Raw genomic sequence first — 16,443 nt, 5'->3', positions numbered from 1 at the left:
GATTTCTATTCTATGAGCGAAAAATACGTCGTCACCTGGGACATGCTTCAGATTCATGCCCGTAAACTCGCCCAGCGTCTGCTGCCTGTTGAACAGTGGAAAGGCATCATCGCGGTGAGCCGTGGCGGTCTGGTACCGGCTTCGCTGCTGGCACGTGAACTGGGTATCCGCTATGTCGATACCGTCTGCATCTCCAGCTATGACCACGATCATCAGCGTGAAATGAAAGTGCTGAAGCGCGCAGAAGGCGACGGTGAAGGCTTCATCGTGATCGATGACCTGGTGGACACCGGCGGAACGGCGCAGGCGATTCGTGAGATGTACCCGAAAGCGCGTTTCTGCACCATTTTCGCAAAACCGGCCGGTCGCTCGCTGGTTGACGATTACATCGTCGATATCCCGCAGGATACCTGGATCGAGCAGCCGTGGGATATGGGCGTGGTCTACATCCCGCCGATTGTAAAAAGCTGATTACGCCATCCTCACGTCACAACGCCCGGTTTTCCGGGCGTTGTGCTTTCTGAGCCTCGCACCCCGAATTGCCGTACAGTACACTTAGCCATCGCCGTTTCTGTTGCAGGAGAAGTGAGAATGACGAGCAAAAACCTTAGCGAGGAGCTGTTCAAACCCCGCTTCAAACATCCTGAAACCTCTTCCCTGGTGCGTCGTCAGCATCATGCCACCCCGGATGTGCACTCCACGCTGGACGGAGAGAGCCAGCGGGGCTGGTATCGGATGCTGAATAAGCTGATGTGGACATGGCGCGGCCTGACGCCGCAGGAGATCAGCGAAGTGCTGGCCCGTATCGCCATCAGCAAGGTTGAGCATACCGATGAGACGCTGCTCGATACGGTGATCGGTTTTCGCAGCGGCAACTGGCATTTCGAGTGGTGCAGACAGGCGGGGATCTGGCAGCAGAAGGCGCTGGAATCTGGCGACGACAGTGAGGCAGGCGACTTCTGGCTGCATGCGGCGCACCTTTACAGCGTCGCCGCCTATCCCTACATAAAAGGGGATGAGCTGGCCGATCAGGCACAGACGCTGGCCAATCGCGCCTATGAAGAGGCGACGCAGCGCCTGCCCGGTGAACTGAAGACCCTGACCTTCGCCATCGCGGGCGGCAGCCCGGTCACCGGCTTTCTGCACATGCCGCCCGGCGTCGAAGCCCCTTATCCCACCGTGCTGTTCTGCGGCGCGCTCGACTCGTTACAGAGCGATCACTACCGTCTTTTCCATGATTATCTGGCGCCTCGCGGCATCGCGATGCTGACCATTGATGTGCCGTCCGTGGGTAACTCGGTGAAATGGACGCTGAATCAGGACACCAGCTTCCTGCATCAGCAGGTGCTGCGTGACCTGACCAATGTGCCCTGGGTCGATCATACGCGTGTGGCGGCGTTTGGTTACCGCTTTGGTGCCAACGTGGCCGTTCGGCTGGCCTATCTTGAATCGCAGCGGCTGCGGGGCGTTGCCTGTCTGGGGCCGATTGTACACGCGCTGCTGACGCAGACGGCGCTGCAGGATAAGATCCCGGATATGTACATGGACATGCTGGCGAGCCGTCTCGGCATGGCCACCGCCTCTGACAGCGCACTGCGCACCGAACTCAATCGCTATTCGCTGAAAACTCAGGGATTGCTGGGACGTCGCACGCCCACGCCGATGCTTTCGGGCTACTGGCAAAACGACCTCTTCAGCCCGGAGGAGGAGAGCAGGCTGATCGCCCGCTCCTCATCGGACGGGAAAGCCCTGCTGATTCCGGTGAAGCCGGTGATGGCCAGTTTCGACAAAGCGCTGAATGAGATTTGCGACTGGCTGGAGAAGCGTTTAAAAAGGTAACTGGCAAAATTTTCACTGTTTGCTACAACTAGTAGCGGAATTTTTCCGGGCTGCCCGGAAATCAGGGCTGTATAGCGGTCAAAACCAATGGAGAATCAGCATGACGTTACCAAGTGGTCATCCCCGCAGTCGCCTGCTTAAGCGTTTTACCGAGCTTGGACCTTATATTCGCGATGGGAAATGTGGCGAAACCCGTTTCTTCTTCGACTGCCTGGCTGCCTGCGTTAATGTGAAACCCGCACCGGAACTGCGTGAGTTCTGGGGCTGGTGGATGGAACTGGAAGCGCAGGCTGACCACTTTACCTATGTCTACCACATCGGCCTGTTCGATAAAGAGGGTGACTGGTCGGTGGCAACCATCAAGGGCAAAGAGAACACGGCGCGCGTGGAGGAGACCTTACGTAACTTCCATACCCGTCTGAAGGCGATGCTGAAGGAGTTAGATCTGGACCTTATTCCGGCCAGCGACTTCGATGAGAAACCGGTGAAGCTGAGCGCCTGAGTCAGCGGAAAAGGGCGGCCGGACCTCGTCGTCAGCGTGCTGAGAAGCCTGAAGCAGAGTGAAACTGGCCGCGATAACGAAACCTGATGCGCAGGGAACCGGGTCAGAAAAGGAAAGCGTCCCGCGCCAGGGACGGCGCGGGCCGAGCGGCCAGGGATTGGCTTAAGCGACTTTCCGTTCTGACCTGGTTCCCTGAGCGGGCTCGATCTCACCGCAGCCTGAGTCAGATCGTGCAAACAATAAAAGGGCGAGTGAAAACTCGCCCTTTTTATGCTGTGACCGGCGTGCCACAACCGCCACATCAGAACTGGTAAGTCATCCCCACCGCGACGATGTCATCGTTGTTGAGCGACAGCGCGTTGTCATCATCCAGCTGGTTGATTTTGTAATCCACGAAGGCCGACATATTTTTGTTGAAGTAATAGGTCGCACCGACGTCGATATATTTCACCAGATCCACATCGCCGATACCGTTTTCGATATCTTTGCCTTTGGTCTGCACATAGCCAATAGACGGACGCAGGCCGAAATCGAACTGATACTGCGCCACCAGTTCGATGTTCTGCGCTTTGTTGGCTGCGCCCGCAACGGAGGCACCCGTGTTGCGGTTGGTGCCGCTGATGGGCGTCATGTTGCGGGTGTCGGTGTAGATCGCCGCCAGGTAGACGCTGTTGGCATCATACTTCACGCCTGCGCCCCAGGAGTCGGCACGGTCACCGCCGCCATAGGCGCGCGCCTGCTGCTGGTTAGTGCGGTCAGAGGAGGTGATGGCACTCATCAGGCTCACGCCGCTATCACCCAGAGCATAGCCCAGTGAGGCGCCGTAACCGTCGCCGTTCTGACGGTTAATATCGGTGCGGCTGTTGGCGCTGGTGGCGTCGTTTTTGCCCTGATACTGCAGCGCAAATTTCAGTCCATCCACCAGACCAAAGAAGTTGTTATTACGGTAAGTGGCGACGCCGGTGGCGCGCTGAGTCATGAAGTTATCTGAACGGGCCGTGCCGTCACCGCCAAATTCCGGGAACACGTCGGTCCAGGCCTCAACGTCATACAGCACACCGTAGTTGCGGCCATAGTCCACCGAACCGTACTGCGAAAATTTCAGACCGGCAAAACCGAGGCGGGTTTTGTTGCCATTGTTGGCGTCGCTGCCTTCGGAGTTATTGACGTTGTACTGATATTCCCACTGACCATAACCAGTCATCAGGTCATTAATCTGTGTCTGACCTTTAAAGCCAATACGGGTATAGGACTTGTCACCATCTGCGCTGGCGTTGTCGCTGAAGTAATGTTCCGCTTTCACTTTGCCGTATAAGTCCAGCTTGTTGCCATCTTTGTTATAGATTTCGGCAGCCTGCGCGGCAGAAGCCAGCATCAGCGTAGAGAGGAGCATGGCCAGTGTGCTTTTCTTCATTTGCTATCAATCCCAATGTGAGCGCCGTGTGAACGCCGTAAAAAAATGAAAGTTTTTGTAAAGCACCGACTTTTTACCCGTCAGAGATGAACTTTTTATGACGCTTTTCCTGATTTCTTGTTAACGGTGAACTTTTGGTCTACGCCCCTGTCCGCGTAATTTCGTGCTTTTCCCCCGCTGGCTGTTGGCTTCCTTATCGACTCCTGTTAAAACGTCCTTTCGTAAAAATTTTTCACTACGGCAGGAAATATGAGTGGCAGTCAGACCTTAGTGGTCAAGTTGGGTACCAGCGTTCTTACCGGCGGATCGCGCCGGTTAAATCGGGCGCACATGGTGGAACTGGTTCGGCAGTGTGCGCAGCAGCACGCCGCAGGCCACCGCATTGTGATCGTCACCTCCGGCGCAATGGCCGCCGGACGCGAACATCTGGGCTACCCCGAACTGCCGCCGACCATCGCCTCAAAGCAGCTGCTGGCTGCGGTGGGGCAGAGCCGTCTGATTCAGCTGTGGGAACAGCTTTTCTCTATCTACGGTATCCATATCGGCCAGATGCTTCTGACCCGCGCCGACATGGAAGATCGCGAACGCTTCCTCAATGCCCGCGACACGCTGCGTGCGCTGCTGGACAATCACATTGTGCCGGTCATCAACGAGAACGACGCCGTCGCCACCGCGGAAATCAAAGTGGGCGACAACGACAATCTCTCGGCGCTGGCGGCGATGCTTGGCGGGGCCGACAAGCTGCTGCTGCTGACCGATCAGCAGGGACTGTTCACCGCCGATCCGCGCAATAATCCCGACGCTGAGCTGATCAGTGATGTCCATGTGATTGATGACGCGTTACGTTCCTTAGCGGGCGGCAGCGTCTCCGGGCTGGGCACCGGTGGAATGTCAACCAAGCTTCAGGCCGCGGATGTGGCCTGCCGCGCCGGCATCGACGTCATCATCGCGTCAGGCAGCCGCACCGGCGTGATCAGCGATGTGATTGAGGGGAAACCGGTGGGCACGCGCTTCCATGCGCAGCAATCGCCGCTGGAAAACCGCAAGCGCTGGATTTTCGGGGCACCCCCGGCCGGTGAGCTGACCGTCGATGATGGTGCGCTGGCGGCCATTATCGAACGCGGCAGCTCGCTGCTGCCGAAAGGGATCCGCGCCATCCAGGGAAATTTCTCGCGCGGTGAAGTAATCCGCATTCGCAGCCTGCAGGGCAGGGACATCGCCCATGGGGTTTCACGCTACAACAGCGACGCAATGCGGATGATCGCCGGGCATCACAGCCAGCAGATCAGCGACATTCTGGGTTATGAATATGGCCCGGTGGCGGTTCACCGCGACGACATGATCGTCAGTTAAGGAGCGGACAATGCTTGAAGAGATGGGAAAAGCGGCGCGTGCCGCAGCGTATACCGTGGCCGATCTGTCAACGGCGGAAAAGAACCAGGTGCTGATGACCATTGCCGACTATCTGGAGGCGGAAAGCGCTGAGATTCTGGCGGCTAACGCGCTGGACTTAGCCGATGCGCGTCAGAATGGCATGAGCGCCGCGCTGATGGATCGGCTGACGCTCAATCCGGAGCGGCTGAGCAGCATTGCCAGCGATGTGCGCAAAGTCTGCCAGCTCGCCGATCCGGTTGGCCAGCTCATTGATGGCGGGCAGCTCGACAGCGGGTTGCGCATCGAACGTCGTCGTGTGCCGCTGGGTGTGGTGGCCGTGATTTATGAGGCGCGGCCAAACGTCACCGTGGATGTTGCCAGCCTCTGCCTGAAAACCGGTAACGCCGCGATTCTGCGCGGCGGAAAAGAGACCTGGCGCACCAATGCGGCCACCGTGCGGGTGATCCAGAAGGCGCTGCAACAGCACGGACTACCGGCGGCAATTGTCCAGGCCATTGAGAACCCCGATCGTGAACTGGTGAATCAGCTGCTGAAGCTGGATCGCTACGTCGATATGCTGATCCCGCGCGGCGGAGCTGGCCTGCACAAGCTGTGCCGGGAAAACTCCACCATTCCGGTGATCACCGGCGGCATCGGCGTCTGCCATATCTACATTGATGAGACGATGGCGATCGAACCGGCGCTAGATCTGATCGTCAACGCCAAGAAACAGCGTCCCAGCGCCTGTAACTCGCTGGAGACCCTGCTGGTGGATCAGGCTATGGCCGATCGTTTCCTGCCCGCTTTCAGCGCGCGTATGGCGCAGGAGGCGATCGCGCTGCATGCTGACAGCAACGTGCTGACGCAGCTGCAGCAGGGGCCGGCATCGGTCTCGCTGGTCAATCCGCAGCAGTATGACGACGAGTGGCTGTCGCTGGATCTCAACGTCCGGTTAGTGGCGAATATGGATGAGGCGATTGATCACATCCGCACGCACGGCACGCAGCACTCGGATGCCATTCTGACCCGCGACACCCGCAAGGCGATGCGCTTTGTACGCCAGGTTGACTCGTCAGCCGTCTATGTCAACGCCAGCACCCGCTTCACCGATGGCGGGCAGTTCGGTCTGGGGGCTGAAGTGGCGGTAAGTACGCAGAAACTGCATGCGCGCGGTCCGATGGGATTAGAGGCGCTGACCACCTATAAATGGATAGCCTGGGGCGACGATACGCTCCGCTCATAATTGCGATAATTTTTAACAAAACGGGAGTCTTTCACAGGCTCCCGTTTTTTTTAGCGTCTCTTTTTCGGGCCAGTGAAAGATAGGATTTTCTGCGCTTCAGTTTCAATTCCGTTCCGGTCACCTTATCGCAGGCCAGATTGCTGGCTGAATTTCACGCAATTTCTTACGGAACATTCCTGAAACACAAGGCGCTATGCGGCCTGAGGCAATATTTTTTGTCCCGTCGCAGGCTGAAGCGGATAATGATAATCAGGAACGCTTGATAAAGCGGTTAGGTAGTAAACGAGCGGTAATATAAAATGAACTGGTAGCAATAACGAAAATAACATCCAGTATCTCTTCTATGGCTGATTATTAACTAATGGTTAAAAAAGAAAGTACAAAACAAGCTTTCACCGCCAGGCTGATAGCGGCCTGTGAGAGTGCCGGCATTGCCGGACATGGACGGAACAAACAGGTTGCCAGCGCCCTGCAGAAGCAGGGCTGTAAAATTTCAACGCCGGGAGTGTGGAAGTGGTTTAACGCGCAGTCAGTGCCTGATGATGGCAACTTACTGGCGCTCAGCGAGCTGCTGGGCGTCCGGGTGGAGTGGCTGCAGTATGGGATGGATCAACCCGCAGAGCCGGTGACGCTGAACACGTTTGCCGCCCGGAAAAATGTGTTCCGGGTGGACAGTCTGGACATTGGTCAGCGCAGCGCGGCGGGCCTGCCCGCGCGGGACGAGTTTGTCGAAACCATCCAGGCGATCGAATATGGTCCGGATGAGGCGCGGGTGCTGTTCAACGGTCGCCCGGCGGAAAACATCCGGTTAATCGCGATTAACAGCGACTCGATGGCGGACACCTTTGCGCCGCGCGATCAGCTGTTTGTCGATATCAGCGTGCGGATGTTTGATGGCGACGGCATCTACATCTTTACCCTTGACGAGCAGCTCTACCTCAAGCGTCTGCAACTTCAGCATAAGAAAATTGCTGTGATTTCAGACAATAAACGTTATGAGACCTGGTATCTCAATCATGATGACGTCACCAGCCTGAAGGTTCTGGCAAAAGTGATCATGAGCCAGGCGCGACAGTATCAAATCCTCGGCTGAGCCCGCCTTTAAGGCGTTTCTCAGGCGGGCCGCAAAAAAATAATCGGCATAAATTCATAAATTTAACCAGCGGTAAATAAAAAATTAACCAACAGTGTTTGATAATGCATAAGAACCTGTTAATAATTTGGATATGGATGAACAACGCCGTTCTTTCAGGGATGAGCCGCTCTTAAACAATTGAGGCGCTGCACAAGCGCGAATCATACCACCCAAAAGTCAGTGAACTTTGGGATGGGGTGGATGCGCAAAATGCAGCGTCGTCAGATGCCGTTTATTTCCCCTTCGCTTACTTTCCACCTGGCTGCTCACGCAGCCGGGGGGCGAGCGTGCGATCGTGAATCGCGACATTCGGGCCCGTTCGGTTCGCCGAAAGCTCGCGCCTGCCACCCCATCGCCAAAGACTCATTCACAGGAGGAGTTATGGCGATAATTCACTATGGCAAAAGCGTTTTTATGGGCAACGCACGTACTCGTCGCCATCGGCGGCGCCAACCTCTCAGCAGCCTGAAACAGAGTATTGACCAGGCCCTGAACTCTCCAGCTGAAACACCTGCCCTGCGGCGCGCAGAACAAATCTGCCAGCGTCAGGTTATCCCGCGCGTGGATCGCGCGATTACTGCACCCCGCATCATCAGCAAAGAGACTCCCGCTTTCGACAACTGCTGTCTGCCTCACGTCCATCTCTATGCCGTGAGCTGAAGCGCAAAAAAACACACCTTTTCGTTCCGGATAACGCTTTGCGTTCTCCAGCTTTCGCTGGGCGTAATCTGCTGAATTACTGTTCAGTTTTGCTGCAGGGTGAGCAGGGCATTCTGCTGCGCCGGACAGGGTAATGATCAGTGGGCGTTATGTATTTCTGTTCACAGGGCTGAATGGGTTTAACCCGCCATTGAGGAGTCGTTATGAGCCAGATAATCGCAGTACTGAACTTTGAAGAAGGGTATGTCGACGCGCCTTACCTCGACACGCTGGGGTTCCCCACGGTAGCCGGTGGCATCCGCATCGGACCCAAGGGCGCCTCGCTGAACAACTATGCGTTCCGGGTGCCACGGCGCGTAGGGGATGTCTGGAAGCAGTGCATTCTCGAAAACAAAATTCAGGAGATGCAGAGCCGGGAACTGCTGCGTAACGCGCTGGCAAAGTGCAATGACGCCCGCACCGATGTGTTGCTGAGCATGGCGTATCAGCTGGGCGTCGACGGGGTCATGCAGTTTAAAAACATGCTCAGCGCCATTGTGGCTGAGAAGTTTGATGAGGCGGCTGACGCGATGATGAACAGCCTGTGGGCCCGTCAGACACCGGGCCGGGCCAGACGTCACGCCGAGATGATGCGCAGCGGAACCTATGCGGTTTACAGGGGGTTACTATGAGATGGCTCATGTTTCTGGTCGCCGTGCTGACGGCGATCATCATCCTGCTGCTGTTGCAGCGTTTCACCACTCTCCAGTTTGTCTCGCACGCCCGCCTGCTCTTCAGAACCTGGTCAGTCTGGCTGGCGTCGCTGGGATCGATGCTCAGCGCCTGGGCGCAATCCTTTCCTTCTGCCGCCGTTGATGCCTGGAGCGTGCTGCCGGAGGACGTCAAAACGATTCTGCCGCACAACTATCTGGGGCTGGTCGGCGCCTTCATGGTGGCGATGGGCGTCATCGCCCAGTTTGTTCGTCAGAAAAACCTGCTGATTGAGAAGCAGAAGGCCGGAGGAACGCAGCCATGACGCTGATTACGACATTACTGGGAGGCGGCTGGCACTGGCTTGCCGCGCTGGCCGCCGTTATTGCGGCCCTGGGAGCCACTTATTTTGGTGGCAGGAAAGTGGGCAAAGTGCAGCAAAAAGCGCGGAACGACGTCGATAACGCGCAACAGGAGGCGGCCCGCGTGACTGCGGTGGCGCAACAGCAACAACATAACCGCGAGGAGGCTAACCGTGTGGCGACTGATAACCACAGCCTTGATGACGCTGCTGCTCGCGACAAGCTGCAGCAGTCGAAATACCACAAACCCTGAGCCGGTGGCGATCACCGACTCTGCCTGCGTTCTTTTTTCCCCTCTTTATACCTACGGCGATGACGCGCAAAAAATGGACGTTCGTACGGTGCGCGCCATCAACACCCACAACGACATGTGGGACACCCTTTGCGGCCATCCGGCTGCGGCGAAGTAGTGCGCTGATGGTCAGCGCGATATCCCAATAATCCTGAGGAGGATTCTATGATCGAAGTTAACTCTTTTGCTGAACTGCGTACCACAGTCCCACCAAAATCAGGTGAAGTGGCGAGCCTGAAACGTTATTACGACAAAGATTCCAGCTTCCGTGGCGGCGCTGATTTTGTCGGCTTCCTCAGCACCACCCCGCTGAAGGATGATGGGGGCACGGTGGCGGTGGGGAACGGTTTCTACTGGAAGCGCACCATCAACGATCCCACTGAAGTGAACATCCTGCACTTCGGCGCGAAAGGGGATGGTGTTACCGATGATACCGACGCCTTTATGCGGATGCTGGCATGGACTCAGAGCTATAACACCTATGTGAAATCGCTGCCGGTGCGTTTTCCGGGTGGCCGCTTCCTGATTTCACCCATCGATCTCAGCGCGACGGAGACGGCGTTTTTTGGTATCCAGGGTGATGACAGCGATCTCGGATCGTCACCGCGTACCACCATCATTTCCGACAAAAGCGCCAATACGGTGTTTAAGGTTAATGCGCGCCGGATCGTCATCAAAGGCATCTGCTGGCATGGACAGGCTAATGCCGGAACCGTCGACACCACTGCCAAAGTCACCGTCACGCCAGAGCAGTGCAGCAACGTTCAGCCGTTCTTTGAAAACACGATTGTGGGCGGCCAGATCGTTAATATCTTCTGCTTCAAGGCGCAAAGCACCGGCGGAACCGTCTTTAAGCTGCAGGATACGCTCGACAGTAAGTTTGATCAGGTCTACAGCTCAAGCACCTTCTCACGCGTGTTTGATGTTGGCTGGTCAAACACACTGAAGGGGAACTGGGACCACTCAACTGCGATTGAGTTGTGCAACGCCAACTTCCAGTCAGGCTATGGCGACGCCACGCTCTATATGCCGCGCGTGACCCAGGGGATCATGCGCAACGTCTGGATTGAGCACACCACCAACCCGGGGGATCTGTCGGACGGCGGCTGGACCATCGATACGCTCAACATTGAAGATTGCGGTACGCCGCTCAATCTCAACAATGCCCGCGTCCTGATGCGTCAAATTAACCTGCAGGCCGGGGCGAAAATCACCAATGACGTGGCCGGCAATAAGTGGCTGTCGACCTTTGAATATGGCTATCGTCGGGATGAAAACTACGGCTCCTTCCTGACCGGTTCGCTGCGTGCTGGCTATTACAGCGGCTATAAAGTGGTGAACAACACCGACACCGATAACTGGTATCGGCTGGGTCAGCTCTATTTCCCGGCGCCTAACCAGCAGTGGGTGATGGAGTTAATCGGGAAAGCGGACGCCACCACGCCCTCCGGCACCGCCGGTTCGCCGGTTAACGTCGTCGGCACGGGTAAGACGCTGATCAACCTGCAGCGTCTGGAGACGGTCTGGGCCGATGCGTACCACATGGGGCAGCCGTCGGTGCTGGACATCCGCTATGGCCGGGTAGGGACTACCTATGCCGTTATCTGGGTCAAGCTGAAAGCCAACAGCGGCGAGACGATGTTCAACCTGAAGACCACCGGGCCGACCCGTTTCGACACCGGCTCCTGCTCGCTGTTCCAGTCCGACATGTCCGTGGTGACAGACGTCACCAAAGTCGGCTCTCTGAAACCCGCGGCACGCTTCGGCATGCACAACGGACTGGCGGGCATCGGGGCCAACGAAAAAGGCGTGGTTACACTCGCTACCGCAGCGGGAACACCCGCCAACAAGACCGCGCCAACCGGGTTTGTGCTGATCAATATCAACGGCGTTGACCGCAAGGTCCCTTACTACGATTGATGATCGGCATGTTTTGGGCGAGGCTCCGGCCTCGCCCTTTTTTGATCGGCCGTCAGAAACCGTAACGGCACCCCGGCGATACTGACAGCGCGCGGTAAAACCGATAAGGTCATGGTCAGCGCAGAAAAACCCAGATATGAGGAGAAAAAGAGGATGAAAAGAGGTGTTATCGCGGCGGTGCTGGCTGCCGTTCCGCTGTTCGCGAGTGCCGCGGCCCCAACCTATCTGTATGATTTTATCCAGAACAAACAGACCGGCCAGGCGTATCACAAGCTGATCGCCGGGCACGCTTTTCCGGCATGGGTTAAGCAGGGCGGCACCAGTACCCCGGCCACGGAGGTCACCATTAAGGGGGTGAAGTATCAGGCGCTGTCGGGATGTAAGCCACATAACTGCCCGGCGCAGACGATTGCCATCCTCTACTCGCCGGAGAAGGGCGATATTCATGGCGTCTACTCCGATTATGATGAGAAAAGCCGGCGTCAGACGCTGACCTGGCTTAACCTCGATCCCATTGATGAGGGTGGGATGCGCAACAGCCTGCTGAGCGAGCTGAATGGCGATCTGACACCCTGAGTCACGCTGGCAGACAGAGCAGAAGAGTGGCATGCGGGACGCATCGCTGAGACGTTTCCCCGCATGCCGGCCCGCTGAAACGGGCGGCCGCACAATTTGAGATTAATTTCAATTGCGGCTTGCGCCACCTGGTTAAGTGTGGCTTAATGAATCGTCGGTTTGATTAACAGACACTATCAAAGTAAGTAACCAAAGCAGTTCTCATCTCTAAGTTTGTCGCGAGACATCCCTTCTTTTTGAGTCTTCTCTTACGTTCTGATTAAAATCTGTTCTCAGGCCATTATGCCGGAAGGCTCGATATATTAAGGATTTAAGCATGTCTAACAAAATTCGCGGTACCGTTAAATGGTTTAACGCAGAGAAAGGCTTCGGTTTCATCTCTCCTCAGGACGGCAGCAAAGATGTATTCGTACACTTCTCTGCAATCCAGGGCACCGATTTCCGTTCATTAGACGAAGGTCAGCAAGTTGAATTCACAGTAGAAAATGGCGCCAAAGGCCCAGCTGCTGCGAACGTTGTTGGTCTCTAAGGACTGAAAATTACTTTTAAATGTCCACACTGTCATGGCTCACAGTTTCGTACATCACATTTTGATGTCACAAGAGCCAACCCGCATGGAGCGAAATGCATTTTCTGCAAATCTGTTGTTGTTCAGGTGAACACGGCAAGGATTGCGATTCAGAGCCAGCCTCGCGCACTCTGACAGGCTAGTGAGCCATATAGCGTTGTTGCATTTACAGTAATAAAAGGCTGCCTCTGGCAGCCTTTTTTGTTTCTGCTGTTGCCCGACCCGGAAACAGGCCCGCCGCAGCAGGCCGCTTCGGGCGTTAACGCAGTACCGGCTGCAGGGAGAGTTTACCGGTGTTAAACACGCTCATGGCCTGTGCCATCCGCTCTGCCTGATCCTGCAGCGCCTGTGACGCGGCTGAGGCTTCCTGTACCAGCGCGGCGTTCTGCTGGGTCACCGCTTCCATCTGGGTAATCGCCTGGTTGATTTCACTGATGCCGCTGCTCTGTTCGCTGCTGGCGATAGTGATTTCGCTCATGATGTTCGCCACGCTCTGCACGCTGTTCACCACCTCCCCGATAGTAGAACCCGCATGTGTGACCAGCTTGCTGCCCTCATCGACTTTCGCGACAGAATCCTCAATCAGCACTTTGATCTCTTTTGCCGCTGACGCTGAACGCTGCGCCAGATTGCGCACTTCCGTCGCAACCACCGCAAAACCGCGACCCTGCTCGCCCGCACGTGCCGCTTCAACCGCCGCGTTCAGAGAGAGAATGTTCGTCTGGAAAGCGATGGAGTCGATAACGCTGATGATATCGACAATTTTCCGTGAGGAGAGGGCAATCGCTTCCATTTTCTCAATCACCTGCTCCATCACCACGCCGCCTTCACGCGCCACGCTGGAGGTTGCCGACACCAGATGATTGGCTTCACGCGCATTATCGGCGTTGTGCTTCACCGTCGAGGTCATCTGCTCCATGGCCGACGCGGTCTCCTCCAGCGAGCTGGCCTGCTGTTCGGTACGGGTAGAGAGATCGAGGTTGCCGCTGGAGATCTGATTGGAGGCCACCGCGATCGTGTCGGAGCCGGTGCGCACTTCGGTCACAATAGAGAGCAGGTTGTCGTTCATCCGCTGCAGCGCCTGCATCAGAATGCCGGTCTCATCACGCGAGGTGACCTGCATCTGCGAACTCAGATCGCCTGCGGCAACACGTTCAGCCACGTCAACCGCCGCCACCAGCGGACGGACGATAGAGCGGGTCAGGAAGTAGCCCAGCACAATGGAAGCCAGAATCGCCAGGGCGGAGAAAATCAGCGTGACCGTAATAGCCGACTGGCCATTATCCATAATGCCCTGACCCTCACTGCGCAGCTGCGCGTCCTGGGAGTTGGCAAAATTGATGGCGTCCTGCAGGAATTTATTCTGTGTGGCGGTCATGGATTGCAGCACATAGGTGCTGGCAGCATCAAAATTACCCGCCTGTACCAGCGCCATCAGCTCGGCTTTCACCTTTTCGAAGGCCAGCGATGAAGCGAGAAGACCGGCGATCTTTTTCTTACCCACCGCCGTGACCTGAATGGCCTCGATCTTCTTCATGGCGTTGTTAGTGCGTTGTGTCGCCTCTTCCAGCTGACCAAAGCGTTTCGCATTCTTTTCCGGGTGCAGCGTGTCGATCACCATGCCGCGCAGATATTTAATCTGATCGTTAACACCGTCGCGTACATCAAAGGCCAGTCGGACCTTTACATAACGATCGTCAACGATCGAGGCGATCGCCGTATTAATACTGTTAATCCTCGTTATCGAGGTCACGCCGATGACGATCAGCAGCGTGACAATAATACCAAAGGCTGCAGCGAGCCGTATTCCCACCTTCATATTACTGATAATGAACATAATCTCTTCCCGTCTTAATATTAATCAATGAGTTATCAACAATCAGGTGCCTTGCCGTTGTGCGCAGTGCCTTGCTGATGCCTGAGGCCAGGACCGCAGACAAAAAGGGGGTCTCGCGCATACAGTTATCGGAGTGCGCAGATGTACCTTTAATATTTTTTAAGTAATAACGTTGCGTGAATAAATAATCGGGTCTAAGCATCAGAAAAAATGAACAATGATTGAGCGGCGAAATTAAGACAAAAAAAAGGGCTGTCAGCAGAAACGCTGACAGCCCGGTTTAAGCAATGGCTTAAACGTCAGAAAATCAAAAAGTAGAGGCCAGCCCAGAATGCGAGGCTCAGGGTAACGGCGGTAATCCATGCCAGCTGGCGTAAACGGCCACGCAGCAGCTTCTGGCGAGCAGGGGTAACGGGTAAGGTTTCAATGTGCATAGTCGGTTCCTTGTCAGGTGAGCCGTAAACGCGGGCGAATGTGCCCGCGTTCGCTTAGCGGGCCGCGTCGAGAACGTTGAAAATCACGTCTGACAGTTCGTTCAGCTCAAACTTCGCCACGTAGCCATCGGCACCGACTTTGCGCACGTGATCTTCGTTGGCGCTGCCGGAGAGGGAGGAGTGAATCACCACCGGCAGATATTTCAGAATCGGGTCACGCTTGATGTTGCGGGTCAGCGTAAAGCCATCCATTTCCGGCATCTCCAGATCGGTCAGCACCAGAGCGATTTTGTCATGGATCGACTCGCCTGCTGCCTGCGCGTCCTGGCTCATCTGCTTAATTTTTTCCCAGGCTTCCAGGCCGGTGTTATACATCAGCGCCGGGATGCCCATACTCTTCAGGCCCTGTTCCAGCAGCTGACGCGCCACTTTGGAATCCTCTGCCACAATCGCAACGGCGCCAGGGCGATAGTTGAACGTGCGTGGTCGCGCCGCTTCCGGCTCAACGCCGCGCACCGACGGAATGATGTCATACAGGATTTGCTCAACGTCCAGCACCATCGCCAGCTCATTGCTCTGCTTGTCACTGTCCAGACAGGCGATACTGGTGATGTTGCGACCGCCGATACCCGCTTCCGCGGTGTGAACCTGGCTCCAGTCGAGACGCACGATGTTCTCAACGGACTCAACGGCAAACGCCTGAGTGTTGCGGGCATACTCGGTCACCAGCAGCAGGTTAAGGCCGGTTTCCGGCACACAACCGGCCACGGCAGGCAGGTCGATGACCGGAATGAACTGACCCCGAATACTCGCCATCCCCAGCAGCGGTGACCGCATGCCAGCGGCTTTGGTGATGGCCGGCATCGGCACAATTTCACGCAGCTTGAAGACGTTAATGCCAAACAGCTCGGACTTGCCTTTCAGCTGATCGGAACCTAAGCGAAAAAGCAGCAGCTCAAACTTGTTCGATAACGCGAGGTTCGCTCTTTCATCAATCTCTTTTTGAAAATTATCCATGGTTGCCTCTGCGTTAACGCAGCTGGTGAAATAGGGTGTGTAAAGGTTATCGGCAGCAAACGGAAAAAGGTGAGAAGAGAAGGGTGAAATAAAACGATCGCCAATTAATGTGCCAGGCTTAACCCTGAAGGTTCAACATGGACACCTTTCCAATAAAGGAGTGTGAAATGAAAAAAGTGATTTTAGCGTCATTGCTGGTGATGGTGAGCGCGGGCGTTGCAGCGGAAGAGGGTGGATACAAAGCGGGCGAAACGCCACCGCCACAGCACAAGCAGGATGCGGGCTATAAAGGCTCTGAAGATACCGGTCAGACGCATATCGATCAGATCCGCGACTTCCGTCAGGGCGGTTACGTGACGCTGGAAGGCTACATCGTGAAGAAAGAGCAGGGTGAACGTTATCAGTTCCGCGACAACACCGGGACGTTACCGATTATCGCGCCGAAGAAAACCTTTGATGGTAAGACCTACACTGCGGAAGACAAAGTGCGGGTCAGCGGCAAGGTGCAGGGTAAAGGGGATAAGACTACGCTGCACGTGACCCAAATCGAAGAGCCGTAATAAAAACGGGCGAGGTTATC

Annotated in this window: 19 protein-coding genes; 15 read left to right on the top strand and 4 right to left on the bottom strand. The window is 55.9% G+C overall.

Annotation, left to right across the window (positions count from 1 at the left end; all coding sequences use genetic code 11):
* Positions 1–12: 12 nt before the first annotated feature.
* The 3 genes from gpt to crl all read left to right on the top strand — a co-directional run bounded on the left by gpt (position 13) and on the right by crl (position 2,341).
* Positions 13–471, top strand: a complete 459-nt coding sequence (gene gpt / locus S7A_RS14890) for a xanthine phosphoribosyltransferase (protein WP_009091894.1) — start codon at positions 13–15, stop codon at positions 469–471.
* 120 nt (positions 472–591) lie between these two features.
* Positions 592–1,839: an esterase FrsA gene (gene frsA, locus S7A_RS14885; RefSeq protein WP_009091892.1), complete on the top strand. Its 1,248-nt coding sequence runs from the start codon at positions 592–594 to the stop codon at positions 1,837–1,839.
* 100 nt (positions 1,840–1,939) lie between these two features.
* Positions 1,940–2,341, top strand: a complete 402-nt coding sequence (crl, locus tag S7A_RS14880; RefSeq protein WP_009091890.1) for a sigma factor-binding protein Crl — start codon at positions 1,940–1,942, stop codon at positions 2,339–2,341.
* 301 nt (positions 2,342–2,642) lie between these two features.
* On the opposite strand, the gene ompC is transcribed toward crl, so the two are convergent.
* Entirely contained in the window at positions 2,643–3,755 is a 1,113-nt protein-coding gene (gene ompC / locus S7A_RS14875; protein ID WP_009091888.1) for a porin OmpC, read from the bottom strand.
* Between the two features lie 249 nt (positions 3,756–4,004).
* Here ompC and proB point away from each other — a divergent pair, with 249 nt between their 5' ends.
* From proB to S7A_RS21665, 11 genes are all read left to right on the top strand, one after another.
* On the top strand, positions 4,005–5,108 hold the full coding sequence (proB, locus tag S7A_RS14870) for a glutamate 5-kinase (protein WP_009091886.1): 1,104 nt from the start codon (positions 4,005–4,007) through the stop codon (positions 5,106–5,108).
* A 10-nt stretch (positions 5,109–5,118) separates the two neighbouring features.
* Positions 5,119–6,372: a glutamate-5-semialdehyde dehydrogenase gene (proA, locus tag S7A_RS14865; RefSeq protein ID WP_009091884.1), complete on the top strand. Its 1,254-nt coding sequence runs from the start codon at positions 5,119–5,121 to the stop codon at positions 6,370–6,372.
* Between the two features lie 361 nt (positions 6,373–6,733).
* Positions 6,734–7,465 carry a S24 family peptidase gene (locus tag S7A_RS14860; protein ID WP_009091882.1) on the top strand — a complete coding sequence of 244 codons (732 nt, stop codon included), beginning with the start codon at positions 6,734–6,736 and terminating at the stop codon, positions 7,463–7,465.
* 423 nt (positions 7,466–7,888) lie between these two features.
* Entirely contained in the window at positions 7,889–8,167 is a 279-nt protein-coding gene (locus tag S7A_RS14855) for a hypothetical protein (protein ID WP_009091881.1), read from the top strand.
* 203 nt (positions 8,168–8,370) lie between these two features.
* Positions 8,371–8,838: a glycoside hydrolase family protein gene (locus S7A_RS14850; protein WP_009091877.1), complete on the top strand. Its 468-nt coding sequence runs from the start codon at positions 8,371–8,373 to the stop codon at positions 8,836–8,838.
* Positions 8,835–9,182 (top strand): hypothetical protein, encoded by a 348-nt coding sequence (locus S7A_RS14845; protein ID WP_009091875.1) that lies wholly within the window; start codon positions 8,835–8,837, stop codon positions 9,180–9,182. Before S7A_RS14850 ends, S7A_RS14845 begins: the two co-directional genes overlap by 4 nt.
* The gene (locus S7A_RS14840; RefSeq protein ID WP_009091873.1) at positions 9,179–9,472 is read left to right on the top strand and encodes a hypothetical protein; all 294 of its coding nucleotides are present in this window, start codon (positions 9,179–9,181) and stop codon (positions 9,470–9,472) included. Before S7A_RS14845 ends, S7A_RS14840 begins: the two co-directional genes overlap by 4 nt.
* A 204-nt stretch (positions 9,473–9,676) precedes the next feature.
* Positions 9,677–11,431 carry a glycosyl hydrolase family 28-related protein gene (locus S7A_RS14835; protein ID WP_009091871.1) on the top strand — a complete coding sequence of 585 codons (1,755 nt, stop codon included), beginning with the start codon at positions 9,677–9,679 and terminating at the stop codon, positions 11,429–11,431.
* Between the two features lie 153 nt (positions 11,432–11,584).
* Positions 11,585–12,007: an Ivy family c-type lysozyme inhibitor gene (locus tag S7A_RS14830; RefSeq protein ID WP_009091870.1), complete on the top strand. Its 423-nt coding sequence runs from the start codon at positions 11,585–11,587 to the stop codon at positions 12,005–12,007.
* 316 nt (positions 12,008–12,323) lie between these two features.
* Positions 12,324–12,536, top strand: coding sequence for an RNA chaperone/antiterminator CspA (cspA, locus tag S7A_RS14825; RefSeq protein ID WP_009091867.1), 213 nt, complete (start codon positions 12,324–12,326; stop codon positions 12,534–12,536).
* Positions 12,537–12,539: 3 nt separating this feature from the next.
* Positions 12,540–12,710: a cold-shock protein gene (locus S7A_RS21665; protein WP_140028666.1), complete on the top strand. Its 171-nt coding sequence runs from the start codon at positions 12,540–12,542 to the stop codon at positions 12,708–12,710.
* Positions 12,711–12,834: 124 nt separating this feature from the next.
* On the opposite strand, the gene S7A_RS14820 is transcribed toward S7A_RS21665, so the two are convergent.
* From S7A_RS14820 to S7A_RS14815, 3 genes are all read right to left on the bottom strand, one after another.
* Positions 12,835–14,412 carry a methyl-accepting chemotaxis protein gene (locus S7A_RS14820; RefSeq protein ID WP_009091862.1) on the bottom strand — a complete coding sequence of 526 codons (1,578 nt, stop codon included), beginning with the start codon at positions 14,410–14,412 and terminating at the stop codon, positions 12,835–12,837.
* A gap of 299 nt (positions 14,413–14,711) precedes the next feature.
* Complete coding sequence (locus tag S7A_RS21740) at positions 14,712–14,846, bottom strand: hypothetical protein (protein WP_255348909.1); 135 nt, start codon at positions 14,844–14,846, stop codon at positions 14,712–14,714.
* 54 nt (positions 14,847–14,900) lie between these two features.
* Complete coding sequence (locus S7A_RS14815) at positions 14,901–15,863, bottom strand: chemotaxis protein (RefSeq protein ID WP_009091860.1); 963 nt, start codon at positions 15,861–15,863, stop codon at positions 14,901–14,903.
* Between the two features lie 167 nt (positions 15,864–16,030).
* Here S7A_RS14815 and S7A_RS14810 point away from each other — a divergent pair, with 167 nt between their 5' ends.
* Positions 16,031–16,423: a YgiW/YdeI family stress tolerance OB fold protein gene (locus S7A_RS14810; RefSeq protein WP_009091859.1), complete on the top strand. Its 393-nt coding sequence runs from the start codon at positions 16,031–16,033 to the stop codon at positions 16,421–16,423.
* The last annotated feature ends 20 nt before the right edge of the window (positions 16,424–16,443 follow it).

Origin of the sequence: Pantoea sp. Sc1 (genome assembly GCF_000255315.1) — a bacterium.
Classification (GTDB): domain Bacteria; phylum Pseudomonadota; class Gammaproteobacteria; order Enterobacterales; family Enterobacteriaceae; genus Pantoea; species Pantoea anthophila.
This window is presented reverse-complemented; position numbering and strand designations above follow the sequence as displayed.